Genomic DNA, 25,281 nt, shown 5'->3' with positions numbered 1-25,281 from the left:
TGCCTACAAGCTGTGGAACGCTTCCAGCTGGCGTAGCAGGGAAGCCCGGACAATGTGGACCAGTGGCGACTGGTAAGCGTCTTTGCGCCAGATGATCGCCAGTCGCGTTTTCGGGTGGACCACGCCCAGGTCCAGGACCGCGAGATCCTTGAGCGCCGGGAACCTGAGCATGCCCGAGGGGAGCACCGTCAGCAGGTCGCTGCGGCGGACGAGCCGCGCGGTACTGAACGGATGCGCGTCGGTCTCGAGGTAAACGTCCGCGGGAGGCAGCCCCAGATCGGCGAGCATTCGGTCGAGCCATTGCCGATGCGGCACCTGGGACGGCGGCAAGATCCACTGCTGCCCCGCCAGCGACTCGAGGCCCGCCCCGGCAGCGGCGGCCGGATGGCCTTTTCGCGCAACCACCTGGTAGGAAGTCTTCTCGATGGACGTAATGAGCTGGTAGCCCAGCGCAGCGGGCATCGGGTCAACGTGGACGACCAATGCCAAGTCGAGTTGGCCCGCTTCAACCTCTCTGTAGAGCTCAGGGCTGAATCGCGCGTTGATTGAATAGCGAATCGCGCCTCTGCGTGCGAGCGTTTCCGTCACGACAGGGACGATCACCGGCTCCATCATTCCGGGCACCGAACCCAATCGGATGGTGCCGCGCACGCCATACTTGCGCGCCTGCATCTCGCGGTCGATATCCCCCAACGTGGCACGCAAGCGTTCTGCGCATTCGCGCATTGCCAGTCCGTCCGGCGTGAGAGTGACGCCATGTGCCCCGCGATCGAATAGCCGCACTTCGTAGCGCCTCTCGAGCCGCGCGATCGCCTTGGACACGGCTGACTGCGTCACGCCGCGCTCATCCGCCGTGCGGTGCAGATTCTGAACTCGCGTCGCCGTCAGGAAGATTTCGAAGTCATGCACGTTCATTCAAGAGCCCATAAGCGACGTTCTGCAATCGCAGCCTGAGTCCTGGAAGGAATCAGTAAATTCCACAGATGAATTGTATGCACGCCACCCCCGCCCCTAGGATTGCTTGACTATGTTCAGGAGACACGAATGACTGAGATCCGGCGGCTAGCTTTCCTTACAAACGCCCTGTCGGGCGCCCGTGCTTCGATTCGCACGCTCTTGCTTGCCACCAGCGCAGCAACCCTCGCACTGCATGGCGCTACCGCGTCCGCGCAGGGCACTTTTCCGTCCAAGCCCGTGCAAGTCGTCGTACCGTTCGCGGCCGGGACGTCGCTTGATATCGTTGCCAGAATCTATGCCCGATTGCTGAGCGAGCAACTCGGCGGGCCGGTGATCGTCGATCCGAAGCCCGGCGCGGGCTCGGTGCTGGGCACTGCGTTTGTCGCCCGCGCGCCGGCAGACGGCTACACCCTGCTGCTGGGCAGCAACAGCGCCCTGACCATCGCGCCGAATATCCAATCCTCGCTCGACTACACCCTGCGCGGCTCCTTCGTGCCGATCGTGACGCTCTTCACCACGTCCTCGGTGATGCTTGCGCGCAAGGACCTGCCGGCCAACACGCTCGGCGAAGTCGTCGCGCTGGCCAAGGCGTCGCCGGGCGCCATCAGCTACGCCTCCTACGGCGTGGGCACCATTCCGCACATCTCGATGGCCATGCTGGAGTCCAGGACCGGGACTCAGTTCAACCATATCCCGTACAAGGGCGGCTCAGAAGCAGGCCTGGCAGTTGCTGCCGGTCAAGTGGACGTCGGATTCGAAACCATCGTAGGCTCCATTGCGAGGCTCAAGACCGGCAAGGTCAAGCCGATCGCGGTCCTGCAAGACCACCGTGCCCCCGGGCTTCCGGACGTGCCAACGACCTCGGAACTGGGCTTCGGAGACATCAACATTCCAGCCATGATGGGCATCTTCGCGCCCAAAGGGACGCCGGCTGCGGTCGTCAAGAAGCTGTCCGAGGCTTCGGCTGCCGTCGTGAAATCCAAGGAATTCGAGAAGCAGGTTCAGGCCATCGGGGCCGAGACGCTCGACATGACGCCCGAGGCACTCATGTCGGCTCTCCAGGCCGAATCGGACCGCATCAACGCCATCGTCAAGAAGGTCGGCATCAAGGCCGAGTAGCGCCGCCGCACCCAGACCCATCCGATCAACCAGAGCAAGCACCGATTTCAATGTCCATGCCACTTGTCCGATCCGTCATCGAAGACGGTGTCCAGACCATTCAGATGCGCTCCGACGAGACGCGCAACGCCCTGTCGCTGGACCTGCAGCGCGCCATCCTCGATGCCCTCGGCCAAGGAGTGGCCCAGGGCGCCAAGGTGGTCATCCTCAAGGGCAGCCGCCAGGCTTTCTCTTCGGGCTACAACGTCAACCCCGCGGGACGCAGCGACTACGTCGCCCGGGACGACATCTTTGCCGACTGCGACCGGCTTGCAGAGTTCGCCGACTTCATGAAGCGCGTGCGCAGCCACCCCATGCCCGTCATTTCCCAGATCGAGGGCTATTGCGTCGCCGGCGGCACGGATCTGCTGCTCAGCTCGGATATCGCGGTAGCGGCCGACAGCGCGCGGATCGGCATGCCCAATGTCAGGGCACTGGGCATCAGCATGCTGGCGACGCTGTGGCCGATGGTCGTCGGGCCGATGCGCACCAAGCTGATGATGTTCACCGGCGACCTGATCTCCGGCGTGGACGCGGCGCAATGGGGCCTGGTGGCCAGCGCCGTGTCGGTGGACGAGATCGACCGCGTCACCATGGCGTTGGCGCGGCGCATTGCACTGATGCCGGCCAGCATGCTGGCAGTGACCAAGCTCGCCGCCAACCGCGCCCTGGAGGAGCAAGGGCTCGATGTGTTGATGCGCGCCAGCGTCGAGCTCGACGCCATGTCGCACTTCTCCGAGCCGGTGATCCATTTCTGGAAGCGGGCCCGCAGCGAAGGCCTGAAGACTGCCCTGCGCGAGCGCGACGCGCCGTTTGCCGGCGACAGCTTCTCGGCCATCCTCAACACGGGCCCGCGCGCCTGATCAAGCCGGTAGCAGAAGATGTTTCCACTCCAAGGCCTGCGCGTGCTGGACTTCTCGGCCGGCGTGGCCGGCCCGCATGCGGGCATGCTGTGCGCGCAGTACGGCGCCGAGGTGATCAAGGTCGAGCCGCCTGACGGCGACTGGTCGCGCCAGTTGGGGCGCCGCCATGGCGACACCACTGCGTACTCGCACGTCTACAACCAGGGCAAGCGGTCGCTCGCGATCGACCTCAAGCATCCCCAGGCGGCCCAGGCGGTGCGCGACATGGCCCGGCATGCCGACGTGGTGATCGAGTCCTACCGCCCGGGCGTCATGCGCAAGTTCGGCCTCGACTACGAGGCGGTGCATGCGACCAATCCGGGGGTCGTCTATCTGTCCGTCACCGGCTTCGGCAGCGAAGGGCCGTTGGCCAACGCTCCTGCCACCGACGCGGTGCTCCAGGGCTTCAGCGGGTTCATGCACGCCAACCGCGATATGCACGGAAGGCCGCAGCGCCTGGACTACTTCATCATTGACGTCATCACCGGGCTGTACGCATTTCAGGCCATTTCGGCGCGCCTGATGGCCCGGTTCCGCTCCATGGACGTCGGCGGCCCGATCGACTGCAGCCTGATGCGCGCCGCCGCCGCGCTGCAGGCCGGCAAGATTGCCGAAGTGCACTTCGAGGGCGGCGAAAGCGCGACCTACGTCCCGCTGGGCGTATTCCAGACCGCCGACGGCGACACCAGCCTCTCGGTGCGCCGAGACGATCACTTCGCTGCGCTATGCAACGCGCTCGGCCGGGACGACCTTGTCGCCTGCGGGCGCTACACCACCGGCGCCGACCGCATCGCGCGGGCGGGCGAACTGCTGCCCATCCTTCGAAGCGAGCTGCGCGCCCGGTCGACGGACGAGGCCCTCGCGCTGCTGGCGCAAGCGGGCGTGCTGCACGCGCAGGTCAACACCTACGCGCAGATGCTCGAAAGCGAACAGGTCCGGCTGATGGGCAATTTCGCCTGGGTGCCGGCCAGCGGCGACATGCCGGCCTTCCCGGTCGCCAAGGTGCCGGGCGTGGCCGACGCGATGTCGGCAGGCCCGTCGCCCGCCGTCGGCGAGCATTCCGTGGACGTCCTGCGCACATGGCACGTGGACGCCGCGACGATCGATCTCTTGCTTGCCGAAGGCGCCATCCGCCACCGCTAGAAGGTTTCGGCTTCCGAGCCCCAACACCCAATTCCCATGACCCTCACCATGCGCACAGTTCTTAGAGAAGACCACGAACAGTTTCGAGACCAGGTGCGTCGCTTCGTTTCCCGCGAGATCGCGCCGCATCACGGCCAGTGGGAAAAGGAAGGACGCGTGCCCCGCGAGACATGGCTCAAGGCCGGCCGCGAAGGCATATTGCTGCCCGCCATTCCGGAACAGTACGGCGGCGGCGGCGGCGACTTCGGCCACGCCATCGTCGTGATCGAGGAGTTGATGCGGGTGCTGGCAACCGGCGTGGGATTTCCGCTGCATTCGGACATCGTCGCCCAGTATCTGCTTGCGTACGGCAACGAGCAGCAACTTGCGCGCTGGCTCCCACCCATGGCGCGCGGCGAGAAGATCGGCGCCATCGCCATGACCGAGCCGGGCATCGGCAGCGACCTGAAGACCCTTCGAACCCACGCCCGGCGCGAAGGCGACACCTACGTGATCAACGGCGCCAAGACGTTCATTACCAACGGCCTCAACTGCGACCTGGTGATCGTGGCCTGCAAGACCGACCCGCAGGCCGGCACGCGCGGCATCAGCCTGATCGTGGTGGAAGCCGGCATGCCGGGCTTCAGCAAGGGCGAGGCGCTCGACAAGATCGGACTGAAGGCGCAGGACACGGCGGAACTCTTCTTCGACAACGTGCGGGTACCTGCGACCAACCTGCTTGGCGAGGAAGGCAAGGGATTCGGCTACCTGATGCACCAACTGGCGCAGGAACGGCTGATGGTGGCTGTGCGCAGCCCGGCCGTGATGGAGGCCATGCTCGAGCAGACCATCGAGTACACCAAGAACCGCGTGGCTTTCGGCCAGCCGGTCTTCAACCACCAGAACACCCGCTTCAAGCTCGCGGACGCCAAGACCAAGGTGGTGGCATGCCGAGTCTTCGTCGACCACTGCATCGGTCTGCACTTCGCCGGCGAACTGGACGCGACGATGGCCGCCATGGCCAAGCTCCACGCGACCGAGGCACAGGGGCAGGTGGTGGACGAACTACTGCAATTGCATGGGGGCTACGGCTTCATGCGCGAATATCCGATCGCCCGCGCTTTCGTGGACAGCCGGGTGCAACGCATCTACGGCGGCACATCCGAGATCATGCGGGAGATCATCTCCCGCAGCCTGTGAGCCAACCACCGATGACGCTTGCACAGAGCCCCTCGCGCGCCCTTGAAGGCGTGCGCGTGCTGGACCTGACCCGCCTGCTGCCTGGCCCCTACGCGACCTACATCCTGGCGGGCTATGGTGCCGACGTCGTGAAGGTCGAAGACGCGGGCGCGGGCGACTATGCCCGCCATTCACCCCCGCTCAAGAGCAGCGGTGCCGGCGCGGCCTTCACCGCTGCCAATGCCGGCAAGCGCAGCATTGCGCTGGACCTGAAGGACCCCGAGCACGTCGATGCTTTCATGCGACTTGTCGATACGGCCGATGTGCTGGTCGAAAGCTTCCGTCCCGGGGTCATGGCGCGACTCGGCCTGGGGCACGAAGAACTGCGTGCGCGTCACCCTGGCCTCGTCTACTGCTCGATCTCGGGCTTCGGCCAGGCTTCGACCCTGGCCGGCCACGACCTGAATTTCCAATCGTTGTCCGGCCTGCTGGCTCAGCGCCCGACCGGAGCCGTTCCGTTCGCCCATCCTCCGGCGCTGCTCGGCGACCTGGTGGGCGGGTCCTACTCGGCAGTCATCGCGATCATGGCTGCGGTGCTGGACCAGCGGGCGGGTCGCGGTGGACGATTCATCGACATCTCCATCACGCACGGCGCCATGGGCTTGATGCCCATGGAGACCGTGGCTGCGCTGAACGACGAGACGCCCCCGCCCTTCGGTGAAAGTCACCTGACCGGCGCGCATCCCTTCTACGGCGTGTACTCGACCGCCGACGGCCGCGAGGTAGCCCTTGGCGCATTGGAGCCGAAGTTCTGGCGCGCCTTCTGCGAACATGCAGGCGCGATCGACCTGGTCGACGCAGGAGGCAACCCGATGGACGCGTCCCGTCATCAGGTGCGCGAACGGCTCGACCGTCTCTTCAAGACCCGCACTGCCGCGGAATGGGAAGCGTTTGGCCGCGAGCACGACTGCTGCTTGACGCCAGTTCTCAGCGTTCGAGAAGCCGTTGGTCGAGCGGGCACAGCGTCCCAGCCCGCCATCAGCCACCATTGGCAAAGGGACGGGGCGCCTCCGGTTCGCGTTCTCAAGGGTGTCAGCGCTGACCTGGCCGATCCTCCGCGGCGCTTGTGCCCGCCTCCTCGCCAAGGCGAACACACACAAGAAGTCCTGGCCGCCGCAGGTCTGCCAGCAGACCACGTGGAGCGTATTGCCCGCAAGAAGCCCAGCGGCGCCTAGCTGATCGTCACGGCCGGCGCGGGACTTGCTGAAAGCGTGCGCCGCGCCTATTCAGTGAGCGCGCGCCGCACGTCTTCCTGCAGGCTGCGCAGGTGAGCGCGCATTGCCTCGCGGGCGCGCCCGGCATCGCGGGAGCGCAGGGCCGCGACGATCTCACCGTGCTCGTCGTGGTTTTCCTGCTGGCGATGCAGCGGGCTGTGCAGCCGGAAAAGGCGGGCGTTGACGCGCAATTCCTCCACAAGCCGCGGAAACACCACGTTGCCGCTGGCGTTTGCAATGACGAGGTGGAAGAGGTCGTCGAAATGGAAATGCTCGATCTCGCTGTGATCGCCGCTGTGCAGCGCCTTGCCTTGCGCTTCCAGCTCGTCGATCTGCGCGTCGGTGATCTTCGTCGCCGCCAGGGCGATGCATTCGCACTCGATCACCTCGCGGGCACGCATGCAGTCGAAGTATTCCTTGGTGCCCAGGGCCCGCACGGCATAGGAACGTGCGTCGCGCCGCACCAGCAGGCCCTCGCCAGCCAGGCGTACCAGCGCTTCGCGCATCGGCGTGCGGGAGATGCGCAGTTCCTCCGCCAGGCGCGCCTCCTGCAGCGGGCTGCCGCCTGAGATCTGGCGGTCGAGGATAAGCGTGCGCAGCCGCTCGTAAGCCTGTTCGGCGAGGCTCGTCGATCGCACGTCCAGGGGCGCGATGGTGATGGTGGCGGGCTGGGCCGGGCTTGGAAGGCTTGGCATGCGGGAGTAGGCGATTGGCACGGGGGCGGCAAAAGCTTAGCAGGCCCGCGGCCCGGGACTGGCAGTCATCACAACCACTTCTGCAGCGGATTTCCCGCATTGGGCGCCCGCGGCCGCAGGCAGGGGAGGAATGCACCCGAGCCGGGTTCGGCACGGAACTCGCCATCCTGCCACACGATCCGGCCGCGCGACACGGTGACGCCGGGCCAGGCGCGCAGCTTCATGCCCTCGTAAGGCGTGTAGTCGGCGGCGTGGTGCAACTCGTCATTGGTGATCGTCTTCTCTTCGCCTACGGGGTAGAAATCCCAGATGACCAGGTCGGCATCGCTGCCCACCGCGATCGTCCCCTTGCGCGGATACAGGCCGTAGAGGCGCGCCGGACTGGTCGCGGTGAGTTCGACGAAGCGATGCACGTCGATTCGCCCGGCCATCACGCCTTCGCTCATGAGGAGCGGCAGGCGCGTCTCGACGCCGGGAATGCCATTGGGAATGCGATCGAACGAGGCGTTGTCCCCGGCGACTCGCTTGCCGTCCGGCCCGTTCATGTTGAAGGGCGCGTGGTCGGACGAGAAGATGGTGAACAGGCCGCCGGCGAGGCCGTTCCAGATGAACGGCTGGTTCGCCTTGTCGCGCGGCGGCGGGCTGCAGATGCAACGCGCACCGTGCATCGGGTCCTCGTGGTCCAGCCCAAGGTCCTCGGCGCTCAGGAACAGATACTGCGGACAGGTCTCGGCATGGATGGGCAGGCCCCTGCCGCGCGCCCAGTGAATCTGCTCCACCGCTTCTCGACCCGACACGTGCACGATCAGAATCGGCGTGTCGACCAGCTCGGCCAGCGCGATGGCGCGGTGCGTCGCCTCGCGTTCCACTGCCATCGGGCGCGAGCTCGCGTGGTAGCGCGGTGCGGTCAGGCCGGCGTCGAGCAGCTGCTCGGTGAGCCAAGCGATGCAGTCGCTGTTCTCGGCATGGATCATGGTCATGGCGCCATGCTTGCGCGCCGCAGCCAGGACCTCGATGACCTGCCGGTCGTCCAGCTTCATGTCGTCGTAGGTCATGTAGATCTTGAAGGAGGTGTAGCCCTTCTCGATCAGCGCGGGCAGCTCGCGCTGCGTGACGTCGCGCGTGGCGTCGGACACGATCAGGTGGAACGCGTAGTCGATCACCGCCTTGCCCTCGGCGCGGCGATGGTAGTCGTCGACCGCTTCCTGCAGGCTGTGGCCCCGCTGCTGCGCGGCGAAGGGCAACACCGTGGTCGTGCCGCCGCAGGCCGCCGAGCGCGTGCCGGTGAAGAAGTCGTCGGCGAATCGCGATCCGTCGCTGGTGGGCTGGTCGAAATGACAGTGCCCGTCGACGCCGCCGGGCGTGACCAGTCTTCCACCCGCATCGAGTTCGCGCGTTGCGCTGCCTTCGAGGCCCTGGGCAATGGCGCAGATGCGCCCCTCGCGCACGCCGATGTCGGCGCGGTAGCGGTCACCGACGGTCGCGATGTCGGCATTGCGGATGATCAGGTCGTAGCTGCTCATGGAGATGCCCTCAACGTTGCTCGAGCGCCGCCTCGACCGGGGCAGAGATCGGCTCGCTGCTGCTGCCGTAGGCGCGTCCGTAGTGGCGCTCGATTCGGCGCTGCACGAAGTCCCAGGCGCTGGTCATGAGCAGGTAGTAGATGGCCGCCACCACGAACAGCTCGAGGACCATGAAGCGCTCCTGGATCAGCACCTGCGTGCGGCGAAGCAGCTCTTCCATCGAGATCACCGAGGTGATGGACGTCGTCTTGAGCAGGCCGTTGATGCTGTTGCCCAGGGTCGGCACGATCAACCGCATGGCCTGGGGCAGGATGATGTAGCGCATGGTCTGCGCGCTGCTGAAGCCCACCGCGCGCGCGGCGTTGGTCTGCCCCGCTGGAATGGACTGGATGCCGGCGCGGATGATTTCCGCCAGGTAGGCCGCCTCGTTCAGGATGAGGCCCAGCAACGCCGACTCGATCACCGACAACTTCAGCCCCAGCTGCGGCAGGCCGGTATAGATGATGATGAGCTGCACCAGCAGAGGCGTGCCGCGAAACACCCAGATGTAGAAGTGCGCGGGCACCGACAGCCACCGGTGGCTGGACAGGCGCGCCAGCGCCAGTGCGCCGCCGACCACGAGCCCGCCTGCGATGGCGGCCAGCGTGAGCCACAACGTGGTCACGGCGCCGCTCAGCAGATACGGGTTGAACAGGTAGTCGGCAAACCCCGACCAGCTCCAGCCTTGTCCCATGAAGTCTCCTTGCGTTGCAGTTGCGGTCGGTCGGTGCTTCAGCCCGCCGGGCCCTTGACACTCACCGGGCCGTCGATGGGCTTCACGCCGTACTGGTCGAACAGCTTCTGGAAGCTGCCGTCAGCCTTCATGTCGTTGAGCGCCTTGGCCATCGCCTCGGCCAGTTCGCGGTTCTTGGCGGCCAGCGCGACCGGCGTCGGGAAGAGCCCGTGCAGGACGCGCTCGAAGTCGCCGCGCTTCTGGAATTCCTCTGCTGTGGAGTCGATGGACAGCGCCACCTCCACCTGGCCTGCGCGCAGGGCCTGGAAGGCCATGGCGAAGTTCTCGAAGGTGCGGATGTTCAGGCCCTTCATGCCCTTGTCGACGAGCTGCTTGTCGAGCTCGCGCGCCTTGCGCTCCTCGAAGCCGCCGATCTCGACGCCGATGCTCTTGCCCGACAGGTCTTCCGGCTTGGTGATCTTCAGCGGGTTGCCGCGGGTGGTGCTGATGCTGATGGCCTGGTCTTCGTAGATCAGCATCTGCATCAGCTTGGCACGCTCTTCCGTGTAGAAGATGCCGGTGTTGATCACGTCCCAGCGACCCGCCTGCAGGCCAGGGATCATGGCGGAGAACTCGATGCGCACGTACTCCGGCGTGAGGCACAGGCGCTTGGCGATCGCCTCGCCCAGCTCCACGCGCATGCCCTTGAGCGCGCCGCTCTGGTCGACGAACTGCATTGGCGGCAGCGTCGGGTTGACAGACATCACGAGCGTGCCCTTCTTGGTCAAGGCGGAATCAGGCACGGGCGACTTGCAGGCCGGGGCCTGAGCCTGCGCGACGCCGACGCCGCACAGGAAGAGAGCCGAGGCCGACACGAGGGCGGGGAGCAGTTTCATGGTGAGGTCCTTGGGGAAGTGAACGAAGCGGCGGGACTGGAGAACGGGATCGGGTCAGCGGATGGAGTCGATCAGCTCCAGACGCTCGAGGTCGCGGCGCAGGGCGGCGGCATCGGCATCGGGCAGGGGCAGACGCGGCGCGCGGGGCTTGCCCACCGGCAGGCCCATCATCGACAGGCCGTCCTTGGACGCGGCCACGTAGCGGTGGCCACCCACCCATCGGACGATGGGCAGCATCTTCTTGTAGAGCGCCAGCGCGGCAGGCATGTCGCGCTCGTCTGCCACCAGTTCGAACAGACGAGCCGACATCTGGGGAATGAGGTTGGAGCACACGGCGACCCACCCTTGCGCGCCCAGCCAGAAGGACTCGTAGCCGAGGATGCCGGCGAACACCGTCATGCGGTCGCCGCACAGCTCGATGATGTCGCGCACGCGGGTGACTTCCAGCGTCGACTCCTTGATATAGCGGCAGTTGTCGATGCGCGAGAGGCGCGCCACCAGATCGGGCTTGAGGTCCACGTTGGCCGTGGCCGGATTGTTGTAGACCATGATCGGAATGCCGATCGACTCGCCCACCTTGCGGTAGTGCTCGAACAGCTCGTCGTCGGTGGGCGTGCTGTAGAAGGGCGGAATGACCATGACGCCATCGGCCCCCATGGATTCGGCCTCGCGACTCAGGCGCACGCACTCGTCGGTCCACTCCGCGCCGGTCCCGATGAGCACAGGCACGCGTTTTGCTGCGGTGGAGACGCAGGTTTCGATCACCAGTTGGCGTTCATCCGGGGTGAGCGACAGGAACTCTCCCGTGCTCCCCAGGGGAATCAGCCCATGGATTCCCTCCTTGATCTGCCAATCGACCAGCTTCTTGAGGGCAGGCACGTCGACATGCTTGCCGTCTTCGGTCATGGGGGTAATAAGCACTGTGTAGGTGCCACGAAACGCTGTCATGGGGTGGGGTCCTGGCTGAAAAATCGGGTGCGGATGGCTCGGTATACGTGTAGTATACGTATACATTGCATCCCGTCAACGAGCTTTTTTGCCGTTCCGCCGTCCCACCATGAGCGCTGCCAGACTCACCCACCCCTCCATCGCTGCCGTCGGGCAGCCAGTGCGCTTCTGGTATGACGGCCAGCCGCTGGAGGGAATTGCGGGCGAAACCATCGCGGCATCACTGGCCGCGGCGGGCATCAACAAGATGCGCCACACGCGTGGAGGCGAGCGCCGGGGGCTGTATTGCGGGATGGGCGCCTGCTTCGACTGCCTTGTCACGGTGGATGGCAAGGCCAGCCAGCGCGCGTGTCTAACCAAGGTGGCCGATGGGCAGCAGGTGCGCTCAGCGATGCCGGCGGGCACGCAGGCCGATCCGCTTGTCCCGCTGGCGCACGAAGCGGCCCAGGAGCCGACTCGGCGCGAAGTGGATGTGCTGGTGGTGGGTGCAGGCCCGGCCGGCCTGTCGGCAGCGCTTGCCGCACGACGCGCCGGCGCGCAGGTGCTGTTGCTGGACGAGCGCCTGCAGGCCGGCGGCCAGTTCTACAAGCCTTTGGCGCCTTCGCACCAGGCGCCGAGCCCGGCCGACCGTCAGTTTGCCGACGGACTTGCGTTGGAGCGCGAGGTTAGACAAGCCGGGGTGGCCATCGAACAAGGCGCCCAGGTCTGGTCGGCGTTCTCGCCGCGTGAGGTTGGTGCGCTCATCGATGGCCGGGCCCATGCGATCACCTGCCGCCAGCTGATCATTGCGCCGGGAGCATACGAACGCCCCGCACCCTTTCCTGGCTGGACGCTGCCCGGCGTGATGACCACCGGCGCCGGCCAAACGCTCGCGCGCGCCTACCGCGTGTCGCCAGGCAAGCGCGTGCTGATTGCGGGCAACGGCCCGCTCAACCTGCAGCTCGCGGCAGAGCTGCTGGCCGGGGGCGCCCATGTCGTCGCGGTGCTCGAATCGGCGGCGCGCCCCTCGCCAGCGCAGTGGCGATCGATGCTGACGGCGGCCCGCACCGCGCCCGACTTGCTGCGCGACGGCTGGCGCTACTTGCGCCGCCTGCGCGCACACAAGGTGCCGGTGCTCTGGGGCTGGACGGTGAATGCCGCTGAAGGCGATGGCTCGCTGGAGCACGTGCAGGCCAGCGAGCTTGCGCAACCAGGCCACACGCGCCGGTTCGATGTGGACACGCTTTGCCTCGGTTACGGCTTCATCCCGTCCACCGAACTGGCACGCATGCTCGGTTGCGAGCACCGGTTGACGCCCCGCCATCTTGGCTACCTGTCCACAGTCACCGGCGAAGATGGCGCGACCAGCCTGCCGGGCGTCTACGTCGTCGGCGATGGCGCCGACATGGGCGGATCGCGCGTGGCCCTTGCCCGCGGCACGCTGGCCGGTACGGCGGCCGCACGCAAGCTCGGCCACGCAGGCTCGCCACCAACCGAAGCGGTCGCCGGGCTGCACAAGGCCATGCAGTTTCAGCAAGCGCTGTGGAAGATCTACCAGGCACCGCCGGTTTCGCTCGCCTCGGTACCCGACGACACGCTTCTGTGCCGCTGCGAAGAAATCAGCTTCGGCACGGTTCGCGAGCAGATACGCGCCGGCCGCGACACGCTCGCCGCGCTCAAGCGCAACACCCGCCTGGGCATGGGCCGTTGCCAGGGCCGCTATTGCGCGACGACTGCCGCACGACTGGTCACCGAAATGACGGGCCAGGCGCCGGGTGTCGAGCAGTACCTTGCACCACGTCCACCGGCCAAGCCGGTGCCTGCAGGCGCCCTGGGCTTCGAGAAGCCCGAGTGGGGCGGGCACAAGCCGGCGATCACGCCCAACCTCGCGCGGCCGGTTGCGGTCCCGCCCTTGGAACAACAGCCCCTGAAGACGGACGTGCTGGTGATCGGCGCAGGCGTACTGGGCTCTTGCCTCGGCTACTACCTCTCGCGGCAAGGCGTTGACGTGACGGTGGTCGACCGCGACGACCTCAACCTCCAGGCGTCGGGTGCCAATGCGGGAAGCCTGCACGTGCAGCTACTCTCGTTCGACTTCGGCGACCGCGCGCAGGCCGGGGGCGGCCCGGCCGCGGCCACGCTGCCGCTGGGGCCGATGTCCGTGCGCCTGTGGCAGGAGATCGAATCTGACTGCGGCGAGGACCTGGAGATCAAGATCACCGGCGGCCTGATGGTGGCCGACAGCGATGCCGGCCTGCGCTTCCTCGAGGCCAAAGCGGCGCTGGAGCGCAGCCACGGCATCGACGCGCAGCTGATCGACGGCACCGAACTCAGGCGCCTGTCGCCCGCCTTGTCAGACAAGCTGCTGGGCGCCGAGTTGTGCCCGATGGAAGGCAAGATCAATCCGCTGCGTGCCACCTATGCCGTTGCGCGGCGCGCGCAGGAGCAGGGAGCGCACTTCCTGCGCGGCTGCGACGTGAACAGCATCGAGCGGCTGCCCGGTGACGGCGCGGGATTCGAGGTCCGTACCTCGCGCGGCACCATCCGCGCCGGCCGCGTGGTGAACGCGAGCGGTGCCTGGTCCAGTGCCATCGGCAACATGCTGGGCGTAAGCATTCCGGTGAAGGGTGCGCCACTGCAGATGATCGTGACAGAGCCGGCGCCGCCGCTGGTGGACCACCTCATCGCGCATGCCAACAGACACCTGAGCCTGAAGCAGGCTGCCAGCGGCGCGCTGTTGGTTGGCGGCGGCTGGACCGCGGCCTTCAACGAGGACATGCGCCTGAACCGTGCCGAACGTGCCAGCATCGAGGGCAACCTCTGGGTTGCGCGACACGTGCTGCCGGCCATCTCGGGACTGCACGTGCTGCGTTGCTGGGCCGGCATGAACGTGAACATCGACGGCGCTCCGATCATGGGCGAAGTGCCCAGCGTGCCGGGCTTCTTCAACGCCGTGACCTCCAACGGCTACACGCTCGCGCCGATCACCGCCCGGCTGGTGACCGAACTCATCACACGCGGCCGGACCGACTTCGACATCTCTCCTTTTCGCATCGAACGATTCCATTGAGCCCCATGACCCATCACGCCGACGCTCGGGCGCAGTTGCGCCAATTCATCGACATGCATTTCGACGAGCAGGTGCAGATGCTCGCCCGCCTCGTGCAATGCCCTTCGGACAATCCGCCGGGCGATTGCGCGCCGCACGCGGAGCTCACCGCCACCCTGCTCGAGGCGATGGACTTTCAAGTCGAGCGACACCCGGTCCCCGCAGAGTTCGCCGCCGCCAACGGCATGCAAAGCGTGGTGAACCTCATAGTGCGACAGCGCTTCGGCAACGGCGGACCCGTGGTCGCGCTCAATGCCCACGGTGACGTGGTGCCACCCGGCGAAGGCTGGAGCAGCGACCCCTACGGCGGCGAAGTGCGCGAAGGCTGGATGTACGGCCGCGGCGCAGCGGTCTCCAAGTCGGACTTCACCACCTATGCCTTCGCCATGCGCGCACTCAAGGATGCCGCGGCATCGGGCACGCCGTTGAACGGCAGCGTCGAGCTGCATCTGACCTATGACGAGGAAACCGGCGGCATGACCGGCCCCGGCTGGATCCTGTCGCAAGGACTGAGCCGCCCCGACTACGTGCTGTCTGCAGCCTTTTCGCACCACGTGGTGGTGGCGCACAACGGCTGCCTGCACCTGGAGGTGACGCTGCGCGGCAAGTCGGCCCACGCCGCCAGGCCGGATACCGGCCACGATGCGATCGAGGCTGCGGCAAGCCTGCTGCCTGCCCTCTACCGCCACCGCGACGCGCTTGCCAACCGCCCGTCGCAGACGCCCGGCATCTCCCACCCCACCCTCGTCGTGGGCCTGATCGAGGGCGGCATCAACACCAACGTGGTGGCCGACCGGCTCAGCCTGCGCATCGACCGGCGGATCGTTCCCGAGGAATCGCCGGAGGCAGTCGAAGCCGAACTGCGCGACGTGATCGAAGACGCCTGCCGCGCCCTGCCCGGCATCACGGTGGAGATCCGCCGCATCCTCCTCGCGCGACCGTTCGCGCCGGCGCAGGGCGCGAAGGAATTGACGGAGTTGCTGTGCCGCGAAGCGAGCGAAGTGATGGGAAAGCCGGTCACGCCGATCGGCGTGCCGCTTTATACCGACGCACGTTTGTACAGCGAGGCGGGCATCCCCACCGTCATGTATGGCGCCGGCCCCGAGTCCCTGCTGGAGGCCAATGGCCACCGCGCCGACGAGCGGGTGCCGCTGGCCGAACTGCGCCTGGCGACCCAGGTGGTCGCCAACACTCTCCTGAAACTCCTGCAACAGTGAAGGTGGAATGCAAATGATCGAGATCCAGAAAGTGAGCAAATGGTATGGCGCCTTCCAGGTGCTCACCGACTGCAGCGCGAGCGTGCGCAAGGGCGAAGTTGTCGTGGTGTGCGGCCCCTCCGGATCGGGAAAGTCCACGCTCATCAAGTGCGTGAACGCGCTCGAGCCTTTCCAGCAGGGACGAATTCTGGTCGACGGCGCGTCGGTCGGCGACCCGAAGATCAACATCAACCAGCTGCGCGCACGCGTGGGCATGGTGTTCCAGCATTTCGACCTGTTCCCGCACCTGTCGATCGAGGAGAACCTGGCGATTGCGCAGCGCAAGGTGCTCAAGCGCTCCGCCGATGAGGCGCACGACACCGCCATGCGGCTGCTCCAGCGCGTGGGCATGCGCGCCCACGCGCACAAGTTTCCCAACCAGCTATCGGGTGGTCAGCAGCAGCGCGTGGCCATCGCGCGTGCGCTGGCGATGAACCCCATTGCGATGCTGTTCGACGAGCCCACCTCGGCGCTCGACCCGGAGATGGTCAACGAGGTACTCGACGTGATGGTGGAGCTGGCCCGTGAAGGCATGACGATGATGTGCGTCACGCATGAAATGGGCTTCGCGCGCAAGGTGGCCAATCGCGTCATCTTCATGGACAGCGGCCGCATTGTGGAAGACTGCAGCAAAGACGAGTTCTTCGGCAATCCTTCCGCGCGCTCTGACCGTGCGCAGCAGTTTCTTTCCAAGATTCTTCAGCACTGAGTGAGCGGCCCTGCGGTGTTCACTTCGCCGGCGCCTCCCCAAAGGGCATCAGGGCACAGCGCCGGCCAGACTCCAAGGAGTCAGGACGAGGAATTCTCCGCCGGTTCGCTTGTGGAGTTCTTCGGGCGGGTCCGTCGCTTGCGCGACCAGGCTGACGCCATCCCGGCAGAATGACACGCATGACCAAGACGCCGCTCCTGACCACAATCGCCGATGGCGTCATGACGCTGACGCTCAACCGTCCCGACAAGCTCAATGCCATCGACAACGATGTCGCCGAAGCGCTGCTCATGGCAATCGAAGCCGCGGGTATCGACACAACGGTCCGCGCAGTGCGCGTCCGGGGCAACGGGCGCGCTTTCTGCGCCGGCCGCGACGTTGGCGCCGCGCCGACGGACCGCGACCTTACGCTCGTGCAGGCCGTCGCTTCCGCGCTGGTTCGGCTGGACAAGCCGGTATTGTTCGCGGTTCACGGCTGGACCATTGGCGCCGGCCTGGAGTGGATGCTCGACGCCGACGTCGTGGTCGCCGCGAGCAACGCGCGCTTCAAGTTGCCGGAGGCAGCTCTCGGGGTATTCGTCACCGGCGGCCTGAGCGCGACGCTACAGGCGTGTGCAGGGCCAAGCCGGGCCAAAGCGCTCACTCTACTAGGCGAAGAGTTCACACCCGACGAGGCCCGCACCTGGGGCCTGGTGTGGCGCGTGGTCGCGCCGGACGAGCTCGACGAGGCGTCGATGCAGATGGCGCGGCGCCTTGCAGCACTGGATCCGGCGGTCGCACGCCAGTTCAAGCGGGTCTTCAACGACGTCGGGCTGGCTAACTTCGACGCCGCGATCAAGCTGGAGAACGCAGCGCATGCAGCGCTGGGCCTCTCGGCGTGAGAGCGCACGGGTGCCAGGCAGGACGCCGCGCAGCAAAGCGGGTCACATCATTGGTGTTGCTTGACAGCTGATTGCCGCCTAGGGCCTATGACTGCCAGGATGACCACGAAGCGAGATTTCCTGGCCGTCGCAGTGCTTCCACCTGGTTGCCCGATCCTCTTTCTGTTCTTCGGAAATGCGCCGCGCCGCACGCAAGGCCGACATCCCGGCGATGGCCATGGGAACGAGGAACGACGCGAGTGCGCAAGCAATGCGAACCGCGAGGTCAGACATGGCGAAGCCTCCGCCTGGCCAAATGATCCCGCCAAGTGATGAGGCGACCGATCTCGCCGGATGGGACTGCCTCGACCAACTCATGCAGTACCGGCGCGTAACTTGAAAGTGGAAGCCGGATCATCATGCGAACTCGAAGCGCGTCCGTCTCGTGCGAGTTGCGTTCGTGAAGAAGGGATTCGCAGCGCAGCACGCTTGCATCGGCAAAGCGCAGGATGATCTGGTGTACGACCCGGACGTCGCCGGTCGCGACAATGACATCCAGCACATGGAACGCACTGATGCTCGACTTGCGGTACTCGCCGAGGTATTCACGGTATGCGGCGTAGGCCACGTTGGATTTCCTTTTGCTCGTCAACCGCGCGATTGCGGATCGGAACGCATCCTCGACTTCTGCGCAGCTTGCTGCGGTAGCAATTTCTGAGCGGAAGAAGAGATCCGACAAGAGACGAGCGACCAATGCAAGCAACTGCAGATGGTCGTCGCTTGCGCCGCCCTCGGGCACCACGAGGACAAGCAGTTGAGAAACGGGCAGGCCGTCCGGCGCGTCGAAGGCAATGGCCGTCCTGGGTCGCATGAAAAGCGCTGTGGGCTGAGCAATGCCCGCCATTCGGGCATGCGGGATCGCAAATCCTCCGCCCAGGGCAGTGGATCCAGCTTGCTCGCGCCGCCATAGTGCGCGAAACGTGCGCACTGGATCGATCGAATGTCCTTGGCAGATTGCTGTTGCCGCAACCTGAAGCGCATGCGAACGGTCCCGCACCTGAGTTTCCAGGAGGATTGCCTTGGGTTGCAGCCAGGCCGCAAGCAGGTCGAGGCTTTTGGCCATCGCTGAATCTCCGTGACTGCGGACCTCAGGTCGCGTGCAGCTTGCAGCCAATCTGGCGCGCGCGGGCATGGATTGGCCGGTCGTTACAGCGTCTTGGTCAAGGCCACGATGAAGCGGGCCTTGTTTGGGTTGAGGGTGTTGCCATCGGCGCCGGTCACCTCGAAGGCGCTGCCCTTGTTGGCGCCCTGCACGTAGGCACCCAGTGCCAGGCCGGCGCCGAAGTCATACGAGGCGCCGAGGTTGTAGTCGTAGTAGTTCGTGGCCGAGGTGTTGTCCTTGATGTCCGAAGCGAAGCAGGTGTAGCCCACCGCGGCCTTGAGCGTCAGCTTGGGCACCACCTCGTAGGCATAGCCGAGGTTCAGGTAGCCGGTGTTGCGGCCCGACAGACCCGAGCCGCCCTTGGCGCCGGCCCAGTTGAAGTAGTCGTCCGACACGGTGCGCGAGTACTTCACGGTGAAGGCGCCGAAGGCGCTGGCGTAGGTGCCCGCGCCATAGATTTCCCAGGTGTTGCCCTGGGTGCCGCCCGGATAGATGTAGCCGAGCGTGCCTACGTCCCAGTCGATGCCGGCGCCCTTGAACTTGTAGCCGCCGTACAGGTCGGACTCGATGCTGTTGCCGTCAATCCAGTCCACGCTGGAGTTCCAGTTGCCGATGTAGAAGCCGCTCTCGTGGGCGTAGTCGAAGCCGCCCTGGATGGCCGGCTTGACCGCGCTGGTCTTGAAGTTTCCGTTGCTGCCCAGCACGTCCTGGTCCTGGCCGCGGAACTTGTAGTTCGTGGTCAGCGTGACGTTTGCCGTGACGGGAGACGTCTCCGGCGCCGCGGTCTGCGCGCTGCCGAGCATGGGCAGCGTGATCAAGAAGGCAGTTAGCAGGGATCTTTCGAGATTGCGGTAGTTCATGTCCGATGGGCAATTTGAGGAGCCCAGAGCCTACGATCGCTTCCATAAAAGGCATGTAAAAAGGAAGCGTCTGCGCATAAAGGATTGATCTCTGGGCGATCGCGGTTGCCGTGGGCCAAGCTGCCAACAACTTGGATGCGCACGAGATGTGTTGCGCAATTGGGTGTGCGAGTTGCGTGAGGCGCCGCAGCAGCCTTTCCTGCAATGCAAGCAGACGGCGCAGGATGCGGAGATAGCCAGGCTGCGCAAGGAAGTGGCCAAGCTCACATGCTCAGAAAGCTCAGGTCGGTGTCAACGAGCCGGAAGCACCCCACCGGGCCTTGATGCAACGTCCTCGATGTCGATAGCGCGTGAACACGCTACGTCCTTACCAGGTTGCGCACAAAGCCGATGTCCGCTCTTCCAGCGTCAGCGCCTGTATCCCTTCGCTGCTATTCATGAAGTTGGTGCAGGTAGATCCTGCAGGCGCTAAGAATTTTTCAAGGACTGGATCGTCTGGTGAGGGCACATTTCACCTGCACGCGGCGGCCTCCTTGAGGCATCTCAAGTCCAATCCAGCAGTTCCGGGGTCGCATTGCGCGGTCGCGATGAGTGACTCACCCATTCGACTCTGGATGCCATAGCGATGATTTTCTCAGGACCAGCGGAGGTCGGGACGTTCAACGAACATCGTCTCGACCCCGCAAGCTGCTCCCCTCAACCATCAATAGGTGCGGCAGGCGTCTCCAGCAAGAGTTGGTAGAACACCAGATCGAGCCAGCGTCCGAACTTGAAGCCGACCTGCGGCAAGGTTCCGACGTGCTTGAAGCCGAGTCGCTCGTGCAGTGCGATGCTTCCGGCGTTGGACGCGTCGATGGCACCGATCATCGCGTGCACGTCCCGCTGCCTGGCCGCTTCGACCAATGCCTGCATCACGATCCGGCCGAGGCCCGCGCCGCGATGGTTCTTGTGGACGTACACCGAGTGCTCCACGGTGTACTTGTACGCGGGATAGCCGCGGAAGGTTCCGTAGCTGCCAAATGCCAACAGCGTCCCTCCTGCGTCCTCGACGCCGATCACCGGGAAGCTGCCTGAACGCTTGGCCTCGAACCAGCTGACCATGCTCTCTGGCGGGCGCGCCTTGTAGTCGTAGAGCGCCGTCGATGTTTCTATGGCCTCGTTGAAGATTTCGAGCATCGCTGCGGCATGTCGCTCTCGGGTGCACTGCACGATGATGTGTTCGCTCATAGCTTCCTCTTTCACTGAAATGACGCCCCGACGCAATGGGGCCACGCCGGTGCCGACTGCGCACGTGTTCGGGCTCGGCCGACTTCTGTTGGTGCGAAACCGCTGAGAGCGCTTCGCGCCTCAAGGTCTCCCAGCAGCCAGATCGGAGCGCGACGTCTTGCCCAAAGCCTTGCTGCATCTGCAGAATCGAATGGCCGTTCACTATATTACTATGCGCGTCTCCTATGTTGGCATGTCATTTGCATCTGCGGATGAGCGCCTTGGGCCCAAGGCGCCGGAGGACTGAACCACCATAGAGAGGAATTCCATGAACGAATCGACATTGACCCACCGCAGAGCTTTTCTGGGAACGGCTGGCGCCGCAGCAGCCACCCTGCTCGGCGTATCGGGCGCCAGAGCAGCCAGCCCTTCGACGGTCGGCGGCATCCACGCCATCCCGGAGTTGGCCGCACAGTGGAAGGAGCTGGACTTGGCCGAGATCCTGTCCCGGCCCGCGGCCTATTGCTCGGTCAGCCAGAACAAGTCCTGCTACGACGAAGGCGGCGTGCAGGCTGCGGAGGGGCATCGCCAGCGCGGCAGCCTGGAAGCCACCGTGAAAGTCGTGCAAGCCGCACGTTCGGCCAAGAACTTCGTATCCTTCAACTGGATCGGCTACGAGGTGTTCCGCAATGGAAGCGACTACCCCAAGAACGATTTCGACCGCGTGCAGTTCGCCAGTTGGACCAAGGGACTGAACTGGAGCAAGGAGCAGATGGCGCGCGACAACGAACTCGTGGGCGAACTGCGCGCTTTGGTGCGACCCGGCGACAACGAGTTCAACGAGCGCGCGCTGCAAACAGCGTTCATCGGCACGCAGATGCCGCTGGAGCTGTCGAGAAAGAAAGTCGAGGTGATCGTTCTCACCGGCATCCATCTGGACTGGTGCATCGAAGGCAACGCACGCCTGGCGCGCGACAACGGCTACCTCCCGATCATGGTCGGTGACGCGTGCGGTTGTCAGAAGCCTGAACAGGAGAAGGCAGCCATGGAGCGCATCAACAACTTCTTCGCACCGGTCATCGCTGCGGACACCTTCGTCAAGCTGCTCGGCGTCAGGGCACAGGGGTAGGAGAGGTCTGGCTCTTTGCATCCGTTGTCCACTAAAGTAGAACGGATGACAAATGACCTGGACCAGCGCATCGGCGCCCGAATTCGACTGGAACGTGAGAGCCGCGGCTGGTCCTTGACGGATCTGGCCGCCAGGGCCGCGGTTTCGAGGGCGATGATTCACAAGGTCGAGCGGGGAGACAGCAGCCCGACGGCCAATATCCTGGCCAAGCTGTCCGGCGCGTTTGGCCTGAGCATGTCCACGCTCATGGCCCGCGCCGAGATCGCTCAGGGCCGCCTGCTTCGCTTTGCTGACCAGCCCACGTGGACCGACCCCGACACGGGCTACCTGCGCCGCCATGTGTCGCCGCGCTCGGACATGCCACTGGACCTGGTACAGGTGACCTTGCCGGCGAAGAAGCAGGTGCCCATGCCAGCCTCGGCCTACGCCTTCTTGCGTCAACTGATTTGGGTGCTGGATGGAGAACTCGTCTTTGTCGAGGGCCAGGTGCGGCACACCATGCACAAGGGGGATTGCCTGGAACTGGGCCCGCCTACCGACTGCGCGTTTGTCAACAACACCAGCAAGCCATGCACCTATGTGGTGGCTGCGTTGACGATTCGGTGAATCGGCTTGGCGCGTCTGAGCGGACCGGGCTACGGGCGCATCGCAGCGATTGCAGTCGTTCGAGCAGTCCCATGGACCTTGTAAAGTGATCTTCAGAAGTTCATCCGTTGGCCATGCTGTCGCTGCTTATCGCTCGCGCGGTGGCGATCTTTCGCCTCGTGAATCGAACGGCCCACAGAATTGCCAGCACTGACATGACGACGCCGACCTTCAATGGCACGACGGTCACATAGACCATGACGACATCGGCGATCACCAGCATTGCGATGGCAGCCAGCCAGGCCATGCTGATGGCACGGCTCGTCTTAAGGAGCGCTGGCTGATTCCAGACGCGCTGGGGCGTCCTTTCGCGCGCATACGCCAGAGTGAAGGGTCGCCCTACGACGATCGACGCCGCCACGATTATCAGCAGACCAATGTCGACGAACAGCCGCACTTCCAGCACCAGCCAACGCGGTTCGAACAGAAGCGCGTACAGGCCAAGCCCGCCGAAGAGAACCATCGAGCCAATCTCGAGCAGCTTTGGCGTGGTCTTCCGGAGCAGATCGTGCACGATGATCACCGCCGACACCGCAGCGGCCGCGAAAAGTGCAGGCATAAGACTCAAGACATGGCCAAGTACCGCGAAGACCGCAAATGGAGCAAAACCGAGGAGAACGTTCATGTGCTTTCTCCTTCTCAGGCCTTGGCCATCCAATTGCCGTGCAGCCCCTGCGGGACACGCTGGGGCAACTCGACCACTGCAATTGGTCCCTCGTGGATGCGACGGGCATCCAGAAGCACAAAACTACTGCGACGCCGCGCGGGGTCGCAGGTGAAGGCGGCGAGGTAACCGTCGTCCTCGCGCGTTCCCCCTGGCCTGGGTACAAACGCCGCCTCACCGACGATCTGGTTGCCCAGGTCATGCCGCGCAATCTTTCCGGTTTCGGTGTCGAACTTGAGCAACGTGTTGAAGACGGCGGACGGCGGGTTGGGTACCTTGAGCGAGTCGGTGAGCGTCGGCGCATACACGTAGCGGGTGGGTAGCGCTTCGTGCAGATGGTTGATTCGGGGAAACTCCGTGCGGTCATCGGAGAACTTCGCGAGGCTGAAACTGCGCCGCAACGGGTCGATGGTCATGCGCCGCATCGTGGGAGGGGCGCCGCTCTCCAACCCGAACTTCTCATGGTGAACGAAGTCGACCACGATTTCGTTGCCGCGCTCGAAGCCATTACCAAAGTGAAAGGCGAAGAATGACTCACCCTTGATCCACGTGGGTGTGCCGCCGTCGAGTGGGACCAGCGCAATGCGCATCCCCAGGTCGGGTCGCCATTGAAGGAACGGTTTGCCTACCTTCACCGCTTCGACATCGAACACCGCAGGGCCGGCGATCAACACGATGTAGCGCTCGGTGAGGATGAAGTCGTGGATCATCGTCGGCATCGGCAACTCCACCGAGACCGTGCTTGCCAGCACGCCTGCTGGGTTCAGGCGATGGAATTTGACCGTCGGAGTGCGCCATGAATACTCAAGCGCATAGAGGTCGCCCGTGCGCGGATGGTGGCGGTTGTGCGCGCCCATGCGAATGGGTTGATCGGTGCCGGCCTTCCATTGCCCGACCGTTTGCAACTGCTCGGTCATCTCGTAGCAGGTGGTGGCCTCATTGAGGGCCAGCAGTTTGCCTCCGAACTGGATGATGTTGACGAAGGCGCCGTTCTTGATCTGCGAAGGCGTCTCGCTCGGCAGGAAGAGGGCCGGATCGACATGCACCGGACGGGTGAAGCTTCCGAACACCGCACTGCCAGCACGCCGCTCCACCGCCAGGCTCGATGTCTGTACGAAGCGGTTACGGTAGTGCGCTTTGCCATCCTCCAGATAAACGGCGTGGATCATCCCGTCGCCGTCGAGCGGATAGGCGAAGGAGAGGGGCTTGAATTGGGGATTGGGCCCATTGCGCATGTAGACGCCGCGGAGCTCGGCTGGAATCCGACCGTGCGTCACCTTGAGGTTGCTGGCGTCCGTCTCCCGCATGACCGGCAGAAAGTTGCCGCTCAGGTGGGGATCGTCGGAGGTCCAGTCGACGTCGACTGAGGGCTTGCCGGCCCAGGCGGACGGCAGATGTGCGCCGGCAGTCACGGCGGCAATACTGGAAGTGAGCTGGTGAAAGTCGCGACGCGTTGCTGTGAAGTGCATAGGGCTACCTCATTGAACGATGTACCAATGTCGATCTGTGCCTGTGCCGTGAAGTCATTCTGGCGAGCATGCTTGGCAGGTCCAGGAGACGCTCCACGCAGCGCGGAATCTGAGTGGCCTCGCGGCAAAGGGCTTCGCCGGTCTGCGTGGTGCGCACGCCGCGCGCTGCGGCAGCGGCGTGACGCTAGCTCGGCAATCTGCTCACTTAGCGCCGGCTGCGCCATAAACATGGTCACCAGTTCGACATCAACTTTGCGGCCAAGGTCCTACCAGCCGCCTCCAACGCACGCCGATCCGGCTCAGGACTTCTTGACGATCGCAGTCGCAATGGCTTGCGTGTAGGTGATCTTCATCTGATCGCCTACCTTCACGCCGTTCAGGTCGGCCGGGTCCCTCAGATGCACGGCACTGAGATGGCCGAACGGGCCGAGGACGGTCACGTCGCCGTTGGCCCGGTCGACGGCCCAGACATTGGAGATCACGGTTGTGCGCTTCATGCCGTTGCCGCCATCGCCAGACAGGGTCTTCTTGGCCATTCGGATGCCGTCGCCTGTCTGGAAGTCAAGTGCGGTCGCTTGGACGTAAGTTGCGTCAACGGCATCGCCAGGCTGGATGTTCGACAGCTTCACCGACTTTCCGACCTGTACGGCAAACTCATTGCCTGATTCGCCCTTAAGCGTGACGACGCGATTCTTTGCGTCGACCGCAGCAACGGTGGCAACCATCGTTGTGGCCGCTGCGTGGCCGGCAGCGTCGAGGACCTGAACGGGTGCGGCGACGGGCTGCTGGGCAAAAGCCGAACCGGCAAACAAGACACTGGCGCACACGGCGCCAAGGGCAAGAGAGTTGAATTTCATGAGGATGCTC

23 protein-coding genes are annotated in these 25,281 nt (G+C 64.9%); 11 read left to right on the top strand and 12 right to left on the bottom strand.

The genetic code is table 11. The annotated features are described in order from the left end of the window. Positions 1–3: 3 nt before the first annotated feature. On the bottom strand, positions 4–915 hold the full coding sequence (locus tag VES41_RS12495; protein WP_324817222.1) for a LysR family transcriptional regulator: 912 nt from the start codon (positions 913–915) through the stop codon (positions 4–6). Positions 916–1,044: 129 nt separating this feature from the next. Here VES41_RS12495 and VES41_RS12490 point away from each other — a divergent pair, with 129 nt between their 5' ends. Genes VES41_RS12490 through VES41_RS12470 form a run of 5 tightly spaced genes read left to right on the top strand, consistent with a single transcriptional unit; the run spans position 1,045 to position 6,553 of the window. Further along, on the top strand, positions 1,045–2,076 hold the full coding sequence (locus VES41_RS12490; RefSeq protein ID WP_324817220.1) for a tripartite tricarboxylate transporter substrate binding protein: 1,032 nt from the start codon (positions 1,045–1,047) through the stop codon (positions 2,074–2,076). 50 nt (positions 2,077–2,126) lie between these two features. Then, positions 2,127–2,978: an enoyl-CoA hydratase-related protein gene (locus VES41_RS12485; RefSeq protein ID WP_324817218.1), complete on the top strand. Its 852-nt coding sequence runs from the start codon at positions 2,127–2,129 to the stop codon at positions 2,976–2,978. Between the two features lie 18 nt (positions 2,979–2,996). Next, the gene (locus VES41_RS12480) at positions 2,997–4,160 is read left to right on the top strand and encodes a CoA transferase (protein ID WP_324817215.1); all 1,164 of its coding nucleotides are present in this window, start codon (positions 2,997–2,999) and stop codon (positions 4,158–4,160) included. 36 nt (positions 4,161–4,196) lie between these two features. Further along, positions 4,197–5,339 (top strand): acyl-CoA dehydrogenase family protein, encoded by a 1,143-nt coding sequence (locus tag VES41_RS12475; RefSeq protein WP_324817213.1) that lies wholly within the window; start codon positions 4,197–4,199, stop codon positions 5,337–5,339. Positions 5,340–5,350: 11 nt separating this feature from the next. Next, positions 5,351–6,553, top strand: a complete 1,203-nt coding sequence (locus tag VES41_RS12470; protein ID WP_324817210.1) for a CaiB/BaiF CoA-transferase family protein — start codon at positions 5,351–5,353, stop codon at positions 6,551–6,553. A 47-nt stretch (positions 6,554–6,600) separates the two neighbouring features. Here the strand turns inward: VES41_RS12470 and VES41_RS12465 are convergent, their stop codons facing one another. The 5 genes from VES41_RS12465 to VES41_RS12445 form a co-directional block, all read right to left on the bottom strand. Continuing rightward, entirely contained in the window at positions 6,601–7,287 is a 687-nt protein-coding gene (locus tag VES41_RS12465; RefSeq protein WP_324817208.1) for a GntR family transcriptional regulator, read from the bottom strand. A gap of 68 nt (positions 7,288–7,355) precedes the next feature. Next, a complete protein-coding gene (gene hydA, locus VES41_RS12460; protein ID WP_324817206.1) occupies positions 7,356–8,810 on the bottom strand; it encodes a dihydropyrimidinase in 1,455 nt (484 codons plus the stop codon). A gap of 10 nt (positions 8,811–8,820) precedes the next feature. Further along, complete coding sequence (locus VES41_RS12455; RefSeq protein WP_324817203.1) at positions 8,821–9,543, bottom strand: amino acid ABC transporter permease; 723 nt, start codon at positions 9,541–9,543, stop codon at positions 8,821–8,823. A 38-nt stretch (positions 9,544–9,581) separates the two neighbouring features. Beyond that, positions 9,582–10,418, bottom strand: a complete 837-nt coding sequence (locus tag VES41_RS12450) for an ABC transporter substrate-binding protein (protein ID WP_324817201.1) — start codon at positions 10,416–10,418, stop codon at positions 9,582–9,584. 54 nt (positions 10,419–10,472) lie between these two features. Then, positions 10,473–11,366 (bottom strand): dihydrodipicolinate synthase family protein, encoded by an 894-nt coding sequence (locus VES41_RS12445; protein ID WP_324817199.1) that lies wholly within the window; start codon positions 11,364–11,366, stop codon positions 10,473–10,475. A gap of 109 nt (positions 11,367–11,475) precedes the next feature. Here VES41_RS12445 and VES41_RS12440 point away from each other — a divergent pair, with 109 nt between their 5' ends. The 4 genes from VES41_RS12440 to VES41_RS12425 all read left to right on the top strand — a co-directional run bounded on the left by VES41_RS12440 (position 11,476) and on the right by VES41_RS12425 (position 17,300). Continuing rightward, entirely contained in the window at positions 11,476–14,415 is a 2,940-nt protein-coding gene (locus VES41_RS12440; protein ID WP_324817196.1) for an FAD-dependent oxidoreductase, read from the top strand. A gap of 5 nt (positions 14,416–14,420) precedes the next feature. After that, entirely contained in the window at positions 14,421–15,671 is a 1,251-nt protein-coding gene (locus VES41_RS12435; protein WP_324817194.1) for a M20/M25/M40 family metallo-hydrolase, read from the top strand. A 13-nt stretch (positions 15,672–15,684) separates the two neighbouring features. Then, entirely contained in the window at positions 15,685–16,419 is a 735-nt protein-coding gene (locus VES41_RS12430) for an amino acid ABC transporter ATP-binding protein (RefSeq protein WP_324817191.1), read from the top strand. 179 nt (positions 16,420–16,598) lie between these two features. After that, positions 16,599–17,300 carry an enoyl-CoA hydratase/isomerase family protein gene (locus tag VES41_RS12425; protein WP_324817189.1) on the top strand — a complete coding sequence of 234 codons (702 nt, stop codon included), beginning with the start codon at positions 16,599–16,601 and terminating at the stop codon, positions 17,298–17,300. 265 nt (positions 17,301–17,565) lie between these two features. Here VES41_RS12425 and VES41_RS12420 read toward each other — a convergent pair whose 3' ends face one another. From VES41_RS12420 to VES41_RS12410, 3 genes are all read right to left on the bottom strand, one after another. After that, positions 17,566–18,402, bottom strand: a complete 837-nt coding sequence (locus VES41_RS12420) for a PTS sugar transporter subunit IIA (protein ID WP_324817186.1) — start codon at positions 18,400–18,402, stop codon at positions 17,566–17,568. Positions 18,403–18,485: 83 nt separating this feature from the next. Next, positions 18,486–19,301 carry a TorF family putative porin gene (locus tag VES41_RS12415; protein ID WP_324817182.1) on the bottom strand — a complete coding sequence of 272 codons (816 nt, stop codon included), beginning with the start codon at positions 19,299–19,301 and terminating at the stop codon, positions 18,486–18,488. A gap of 696 nt (positions 19,302–19,997) precedes the next feature. Continuing rightward, positions 19,998–20,528: a GNAT family N-acetyltransferase gene (locus tag VES41_RS12410; RefSeq protein ID WP_324817180.1), complete on the bottom strand. Its 531-nt coding sequence runs from the start codon at positions 20,526–20,528 to the stop codon at positions 19,998–20,000. Between the two features lie 307 nt (positions 20,529–20,835). On the opposite strand from VES41_RS12410, the gene VES41_RS12405 reads away from it, so the two are divergent. After that, positions 20,836–21,636, top strand: coding sequence for a cysteine hydrolase (locus VES41_RS12405; protein WP_324817176.1), 801 nt, complete (start codon positions 20,836–20,838; stop codon positions 21,634–21,636). Positions 21,637–21,681: 45 nt separating this feature from the next. Beyond that, positions 21,682–22,242, top strand: a complete 561-nt coding sequence (locus VES41_RS12400; RefSeq protein WP_324817174.1) for an XRE family transcriptional regulator — start codon at positions 21,682–21,684, stop codon at positions 22,240–22,242. A 100-nt stretch (positions 22,243–22,342) separates the two neighbouring features. Here VES41_RS12400 and VES41_RS12395 read toward each other — a convergent pair whose 3' ends face one another. The 3 genes from VES41_RS12395 to VES41_RS12385 form a co-directional block, all read right to left on the bottom strand. Then, positions 22,343–22,906 carry a hypothetical protein gene (locus VES41_RS12395; RefSeq protein ID WP_324817171.1) on the bottom strand — a complete coding sequence of 188 codons (564 nt, stop codon included), beginning with the start codon at positions 22,904–22,906 and terminating at the stop codon, positions 22,343–22,345. Positions 22,907–22,920: 14 nt separating this feature from the next. After that, on the bottom strand, positions 22,921–24,414 hold the full coding sequence (locus VES41_RS12390; protein WP_324817169.1) for a carotenoid oxygenase family protein: 1,494 nt from the start codon (positions 24,412–24,414) through the stop codon (positions 22,921–22,923). Positions 24,415–24,713: 299 nt separating this feature from the next. Continuing rightward, complete coding sequence (locus VES41_RS12385) at positions 24,714–25,271, bottom strand: hypothetical protein (protein ID WP_324817167.1); 558 nt, start codon at positions 25,269–25,271, stop codon at positions 24,714–24,716. Between the last annotated feature and the right edge of the window lie 10 nt (positions 25,272–25,281).

Origin of the sequence: Variovorax sp. (assembly GCF_035634955.1) — a bacterium.
Lineage (GTDB): Bacteria > Pseudomonadota > Gammaproteobacteria > Burkholderiales > Burkholderiaceae_C > Variovorax.
Note: the sequence above shows the minus strand (reverse complement) of the source record. Positions and strands in the feature narration are given on the sequence as shown.